This window comes from Xenorhabdus innexi (genome assembly GCF_002632485.1).
Taxonomy (GTDB): domain Bacteria; phylum Pseudomonadota; class Gammaproteobacteria; order Enterobacterales; family Enterobacteriaceae; genus Xenorhabdus; species Xenorhabdus innexi.
In genome coordinates this window covers 1-6658 of sequence record NZ_NIBU01000103.1, presented here as the reverse complement: position 1 = coordinate 6658, position 6658 = coordinate 1, and the positions used below count along the sequence as shown (strand labels likewise).

Sequence of the window (6658 nt, the reverse complement as noted above, 5' to 3'; positions counted from 1 at the left end):
ATTGACTGCTGGCGCTTTCCACATAAAAAATTAGGGGTATCTGATGGTCATTGAAACGGTGTGCTAATTAACCATAAAACTTAATGGTTTTCAAGCTCGTTTGATGAGGTTATCAAATGCAGAATGTACCACTAGAGCCAAGGTTCGTTAAGCGATGTTTCTTGAAATCTCTTTTTTAGTCTTTTCAGGTAATTGTTCGAACACTATTTGATAAGACTCTCTAAGTAACGAAATTAACTCATCGCTTGAAAGGCTCGACTGCTCAAGTTTTATAGATATCCAGTGTACCTTGTTTGAATAGTAGCCAGGAACGACGAATGGATATAGCTCTCTCATAGCTGCATTATTGTTGGGTAAGCCTTTGATGGTCATGACCCTTTCATTTTCTTTGTTTTTCCCTAACAAGCAAAAGCCCTTTGTTCCAACCAAAAAATGATCGCAATCCCAGTCATCACGATAAGAAACCGTTACCCCTGCCCATGTGACCGCTTCTTTTTTCAGCATTTCTAATAAGTTAAGCATCGTTATTATCCTTGTTCGCATGATTAAGAGTTAGAAGGAAGGGTGCTTGCATCACCAAACATAACAAAAGAAAGAGTAGTTTGAACCATGGCATTTTTCAGGGGAAAAAGATTGTTGATAATCGGATCAGTGCCCATGCTGCCAGATTAATCGCTAACTGCATTATCGCCTACAATAGCCTTGTCCTGAATTCAGTTTATGAAAGGATGTTGGCCAACGGAGTGTCTCAGGAAATCATGGATGAATTTATCCGAATATCGCCAATAGCCTGGAGCCATACCCTATTGACTGGACGCTACAATCTAAAGAAAAGTAAGGGTGAAATAGATGTGAAGTGGATATTGATTTTAATCCTAAAATAGGCGCTGACTGGTACTTTAAAGGCCAACAAAAACGGATTGTGACACCGGGTCAAAATCAAAAATATTATTTTGCCGGTTTTCTTGATGCCCAAACAGGCAAAATCGTGTCTACAGGTTACACAAGAAAAAATTCAGATTTATTTATCAATATGTTAGAAGCATTAAAACGCGCATATCGTAATGCAGAAACGCTGAGCGTGATTTTAGATAACTACGGTATCCATAAAAGTAAGAAAGTCAGAGCATGGCTGTTGAATAATCCCACGGTGACGCTTTTATTTCTTCCGGTCTATTCGCCTTGGTTAAACAAAATAGAACGGTTATGGCAATCACTTCATGAAACGGTGACACGCAATCATTGTTGCCAATTTATGTGGCAACTTATTCGTAATGTGAAAATTTTTTTGAAAAGGGCTTCGTTAACAACTTGGAAAGAAATGAGAAAGATAAGAGTTTCAACATTATGACAAACTATTTAGGAAGTACGCCTGAGTTCTGATTGCATCTCCAGAGCACTTATGACTTGCGCCAGTTGGAAAATCAAATAGACACATCTGGGAGCATTTTATATAGCGATCAGGACAAAAAACCAGAGGCCATCGAAAATAATTAAGTAACGAGTGTAGGGATCTACAACTTAATAATTTGAAACATATAGCGTATTATTCTGTTGCGATCTAATTCGGTGATGAAATTGGTGCTTATGACATATTTTAGCTTGAGTTTCAAAATAAAACCTAGTAAAAGGTGTTATTATTCATACTTATAAATACCATTATGCTGAATGACTATAAAGGATTACTCATTTTATTACTTTGTTTTTAAATTTTTAAAAAATAATCATAATAAAGTCTTTGTTATAATTATTATATTAATAGCGTTTCAAAATTTAGTTGATGGCATTGATAAAACAGTACGTTATTCTTAATTTTTATCTGACAGTACTTTCAGGGAAAGGGAATGGCAAATATCATATATATGACCATCAATGGTAAAAATCAGGGGCTGATATTAGCTGGATGTTCAACACATGATTCAATAGGGAATAAATATCAGGAAGCGTATAAGGATAAGATATTGGTTTATGCTGTAGATCACGATATAAGTCGATAACAGAATGTTAATCACCAGCCTATAATAATCACAAAACCCATTGATAAATCCTCTCCGCTATTAGGTGTTGCAATATCAGGTAACGAGAGTTTTCAATGCGAAATAGAGATATACAGGAACAGCACATCAGGTGGACTGGAAAAGTTTTATGGAATAAAGCTAACCAACTCCACCTTAAAAAACATCTCCGTTCACTACCCCAGTTCACTTAATCACAACGATATACAACCATATGAAAGCCTAACGATTTCATATGATAGCATAACGTGGACACATCATATCGCTGGGACAACGGGTTACAGTATAAGAGAAGACAATGTGTTTTAACTCTGCTCAACTAAAAATAAAATGGTATGTTCATTATCATTTTGTTTTATATTGATAGTCACGTCGCCTTTTCGCCAACGTTCATCGCCCCAATATTCGTCATAATATTTTTGAAATCCCATATTTTCAACATAATTTATTAACTCTTCTTTTTTATCTTGATTAACATTTGAGAAAACAATGTCATTAGTCATTGTCGATGAACCATCAGGAGAATTATAGTAGATAATATAATTATCGGAGATTAGCGGGATGTTTTTAATTTCATCAAAGGTAAACAAGTTATAATAAATGAAATTTTTCTTCGTATATTCAAGATTAACATTGGCAAAAGATCCAATGAAAATTATCGTGCACCCAATGATGATGGATATCACAACAATGATACGCATAATTCTACTCAACCGAAATCCCAGTATATTCCACATCTAAGTTAATCCCAGTTTGATCGCTGATATGTATTATATCATGGCTTGTTTTGATGTCACTGATAGGGGATATTGTATTTAAAAATCCCGGTAGAGAAGTATGGTAGGGTCTGGCGTTATTTGGATATTTAGCAGGATCAGGAAATAATAATGGTTTAAAAATCTTATTTTTATATTTCCCGATAGAGCCATAGTAATCCCATCGTCTAAAGGCATCTTCTTTGCTGACGACACCTAATTGCGATAAATAATCAATGCCATTTACAGCCCGATAAAAACCAAGCAAATTTGACACTAAATCTTCACCACTATAACCACTGTCTGTGACCCAATTAAATGGAAAAGAGTCCTGATAAGATTCAAATAAGTGGGTGGTATACATCATGATAGTCAGAGCAACACGTTTCTTATCATGCAGGGATAAACCTCGCCTGACTCGCCATTTTGTTATCTTTGATGTGCCATACTTACGCCCTTTCCCCATATACTGAACATAGCGAATAGTAAAATAGGACTCCTTGATCGTCTCATCGCCTGTATTGATGGCCGCCATAAGTTTTCTGGCATCATCACCTTTCGCATGCCCCAAATCTACCCATCCCAATTTTTCTGTATAAACTAGTCTTCCGTGCTCTATATCAGACCTTGTCGTCATTATAACTCCTGTCATTGATTAAAAACGTTGGCTCAAGGATGGTTACGTACTACTGGTTAAACCATCATTTTCGCTAGAATAGGCTTATCCCTTGTTCACGTAAATCTCACCTATTCGGAACTGGTTGATAAACCACGATTTTTCGTCTGTCATAGTTTATTTCGGAACCAACAGTTTTTTCTTTAGTGTTTTCTGGTGGTTTGGGAGTGAGATCAAATATAAACAGCCTTTTTATTTCCAAAAATGACACTGTCACTATTTATGCTTTACTCACAATTAATTTTATCCAAAAGGAATAGATAGAATATGTCATTCAATCTCTATAGAGTAATCATCCTGGCACGGGAATGAGTGGTAGCACATAGCCGGAGATGCGTACAGTATCGATGAAATAGGATGATATATAATAAACTGAATATATAGATAATTTATTCAGTTTAGGTCGGAGTCCTAATTTTGCACCAGTGCCTAATTTTAATTTATAAAACCATGGCAATGGCACAAAATAATTTACAGCCTTTAGGCTAAGACATCGAGTTAAGCCACTCTTTAATAAGCTTAACAGTCGACGATTTCTCTCTCGTATAAATTTTAGCTTTAGATAAATTAAAAGTAATTTTGTATTCTTTATCAAGTAGCTGAAGCCATTTTGGTAAATCGATAAGGTTTCCTTTGCCAAGGCTGATAATCTTCAGATCATTTTGTGTAATCTTACCGCTCCATTCGCAAAATCGCCCTAATTGTGAATGTCTCAATTCAATATTCCATTCATTATCGGGATCAGGTCGCATACAAACATAAAGGCTGGGTTGAATAACGCCCTCTGACGTGTCATCGGGTTGTGGAATATAGATTTCAATTTCCCAATACTGATCACTTTCGAATGGCAAATGCAATGATGTCGCTAAAGCGAAACTTTCCGTGGCTTCACGCCGTGATTTTTCAATAAGAGTAAGACGTGAAGCAAAATTGATAAAATCCGTCTCATCAGGATCGCATTCAGGTAAAACACATAAAACTGTATCATTGAGAATACTTAAATGGTGCCCTCGGTCAGGAATAGAATAAGTTCCCTCGAGCATATCGCGTACCAGATGGGTTCGAGTGGTTTTATTTAACATAATAATGAGCACCATCCCCCAAAACCTCAGGTTTACCACATCATAATTTTCAGTATATCGCTTATCATGTTGATATTGAAGATGACGTAGGACTTCCAATAAATACTGGGATTGTTCTGTAAAAGGTTGAAAGCGAATTTTTTTCTCTCGCTGAGAAACAAGTCGGGTATATCGTTGAATTTGGTATAAGGTCTTTAAACGGATTTTTAAATCCGCCGCAGTTGCCAGTTCCCCAACCGATAAAACACCCGTATCATCAAATCCAAAAATAAACAGCATGACATGGCGTTCTGCCAGACCAGATCCATATTTATCAATCAAGGGTAACCATTTACGGTAGGCTTCAAGAAGTAAGGGAATTTCAGATGTAGCAACGGCAGGAACAGTGCCTTGCACTCGTATATAATGAAAATAAAATAATACTCGTTCCTCTGGGATAAGTATTTTAGACAATTTTGCTGCATAAGGTTTTATATGGTGATGATTACTTGGCCAAATGCCGCCCTGCTCATCATTTTCCAAAGATTTGTTTTCATCCAAGATAAAAGCGCGTATTAAATGAGCTAAATCATCATACATTAGTCATATCCAAATTTAAAAATTATCAATAATTAAGGACTCGTTTCTGTACAACAGAAAATAATAGATATTTCAATTTTGTTTTAGTCCAAAAGATCCACGCAAATTTTTTACATCAGGTAAACGATGGTAATGGATATTTTCACTGGGAACAACGAGCTCACCTTTTTCAATCGCTACCATCTGCTCCAATAACCAACGTTGCGAAAAAGGAGGATATACCTTATCTCAACGGGTTGAATACGTGACTAAAATTTAAGCCAGTACAATCAACTGCGTTTGGAATATCTTTATTGGAGAACTATTCTCAATGTGTTAAACAGCCTATACACGAAATACAGCGACCAGTTTATCAACTGCCCACTCTTTAACATCAGAAACCTGCCCATCTCCAATCTCAACCAGACGCAGCTCTCCCTCAGTATTCTCCGCAATATCAATTGTGTAAAACGGTGTATTTACACGCTGGACTATTTCACTGACTAATTTAGGAACCTGATCGTCAGCAGAAAATGCTTTCCTATTAAGTACAAAATACCGGCGTTCGCTGCCTTTAACGAAGCTTTCAAAACGTCTTAAGCTAACTCCACCTTCAAGATTTCCCCGGTAGTACTCAATCAATTTGATCACCTCGCGAATTTCCTTGGCATCCTTAGCTACAGATCCTCTGGAGGTCGTCAAAGATTTTACGTAATCCTTCACAAAATAAGCAGGCCACTGAAGTTGGCTAGTTAACACCTCAAAATCCTCATCAGACGTTGTAATCACGGTTTCTGGCGTGTACATTTTGCAGCTCTCATACCAACCTGTTATGTAGTGATTACTAATATAGTTCTCAACGGATTCGAGCATCCTCCCTCCATGATTAGTCACTGCGCGGTACAACAGGTGGTACTCATCCACATTCAACATCCATCCGCGCCAGATAACAGGGATATCGGGCTCAAAGACTACCGAAAATTTATAATTACCCATAGCGGCAGACTCTGAATCGAGTAACAGACAATGTATCCCGTTTTGTTGCGCACAAAGATACTCTTGCTCAAATGTTTTATCCGGTCTGGACTGATTTGAGTAATCATTGGGATAAATAATCTGCATTTATAACTCCTATTTGAAAAACCGAGGCGGGTTGCCGAACTTGTTCAATATGCTGGCAGATCCCAAAACTGAAGAATCTATCATAGGTGATGCACTCAATTGAAACTGACGATAAAGCTCTACAGACAGATAAGGCCATACCATGAAACATCCCGACCAGGACAGAAATGTTCCAGCCAGCATAATATGTATAACTGCAATCTGTTTTGGTTGTGTCAGCGATAGATTTATACGCAATTAACTTGAAGATGCAGGTTTTAATCGCTGGAAATGATCAGTCAGTCGGGTAGCCAATTCCTGTGCTTTTGTTGGCAAGGTGACATGATAAAAATGTCGAAGTGTTCCCCGAAACGTTTTTGCATCCGGGAAATAGACATTGTTGCGTATTTGCTCATTCGTGTACTTCCATAATCGTTCAATGGGGTTGAGATTAGGGCTGTAGGGGGGCAA

7 protein-coding genes and 2 pseudogenes are annotated in these 6658 nt (G+C 37.3%); 3 read left to right on the top strand and 6 right to left on the bottom strand.

Features of this window, described 5'->3' with window-relative positions; all coding sequences use genetic code 11:
• Positions 1 to 147: 147 nt before the first annotated feature.
• Entirely contained in the window at positions 148 to 522 is a 375-nt protein-coding gene (locus Xinn_RS19495) for an MmcQ/YjbR family DNA-binding protein (protein WP_086952928.1), read from the bottom strand.
• A gap of 80 nt (positions 523 to 602) precedes the next feature.
• Between Xinn_RS19495 and Xinn_RS23595 the strand changes: the two genes are divergently transcribed.
• The 3 genes and pseudogenes from Xinn_RS23595 (at position 603) to Xinn_RS19480 (ending at position 2324) form a co-directional block, all read left to right on the top strand.
• Positions 603 to 884: a Tn3 family transposase gene (locus Xinn_RS23595; RefSeq protein WP_169923631.1), complete on the top strand. Its 282-nt coding sequence runs from the start codon at positions 603 to 605 to the stop codon at positions 882 to 884.
• Positions 854 to 1351: pseudogene (locus tag Xinn_RS19485) on the top strand (IS630 family transposase); the annotation flags it as partial. The gene Xinn_RS23595 and the pseudogene Xinn_RS19485, both read left to right, overlap by 31 nt.
• Before the next feature lie 493 nt (positions 1352 to 1844).
• A pseudogene (locus tag Xinn_RS19480) lies at positions 1845 to 2324 on the top strand (Hcp family type VI secretion system effector).
• Here the strand turns inward: Xinn_RS19480 and Xinn_RS19475 are convergent.
• The 5 genes from Xinn_RS19475 to Xinn_RS19450 all read right to left on the bottom strand — a co-directional run.
• Entirely contained in the window at positions 2321 to 2716 is a 396-nt protein-coding gene (locus tag Xinn_RS19475; RefSeq protein ID WP_244590269.1) for a hypothetical protein, read from the bottom strand. The pseudogene Xinn_RS19480 and the gene Xinn_RS19475 overlap by 4 nt on opposite strands.
• A gap of 4 nt (positions 2717 to 2720) precedes the next feature.
• A complete protein-coding gene (locus Xinn_RS19470) occupies positions 2721 to 3407 on the bottom strand; it encodes a hypothetical protein (RefSeq protein WP_086952931.1) in 687 nt (228 codons plus the stop codon).
• A gap of 524 nt (positions 3408 to 3931) precedes the next feature.
• Positions 3932 to 5107 carry a hypothetical protein gene (locus Xinn_RS19465; protein WP_086952932.1) on the bottom strand — a complete coding sequence of 392 codons (1176 nt, stop codon included), beginning with the start codon at positions 5105 to 5107 and terminating at the stop codon, positions 3932 to 3934.
• 324 nt (positions 5108 to 5431) lie between these two features.
• Entirely contained in the window at positions 5432 to 6208 is a 777-nt protein-coding gene (locus tag Xinn_RS19455; protein WP_086952933.1) for an ATP-grasp domain-containing protein, read from the bottom strand.
• A 237-nt stretch (positions 6209 to 6445) separates the two neighbouring features.
• On the bottom strand, positions 6446 to 6658 hold a 213-nt coding region (locus Xinn_RS19450; RefSeq protein ID WP_211286039.1), incomplete at its 5' end, for a transposase.

What these genes read in the sequence shown, in the direction of transcription:
- Xinn_RS19495 (WP_086952928.1), bottom strand. Translation starts at nt 522, where the DNA reads ATGCTTAACTTATTAGAAATGCTGAAAAAAGAAGCGGTCACATGGGCA.
- Xinn_RS19475 (WP_244590269.1), bottom strand. Translation starts at nt 2,716, where the DNA reads ATGCGTATCATTGTTGTGATATCCATCATCATTGGGTGCACGATAATT.
- Xinn_RS19470 (WP_086952931.1), bottom strand. Translation starts at nt 3,407, where the DNA reads ATGACGACAAGGTCTGATATAGAGCACGGAAGACTAGTTTATACAGAA.
- Xinn_RS19465 (WP_086952932.1), bottom strand. Translation starts at nt 5,107, where the DNA reads ATGTATGATGATTTAGCTCATTTAATACGCGCTTTTATCTTGGATGAA.
- Xinn_RS19455 (WP_086952933.1), bottom strand. Translation starts at nt 6,208, where the DNA reads ATGCAGATTATTTATCCCAATGATTACTCAAATCAGTCCAGACCGGAT.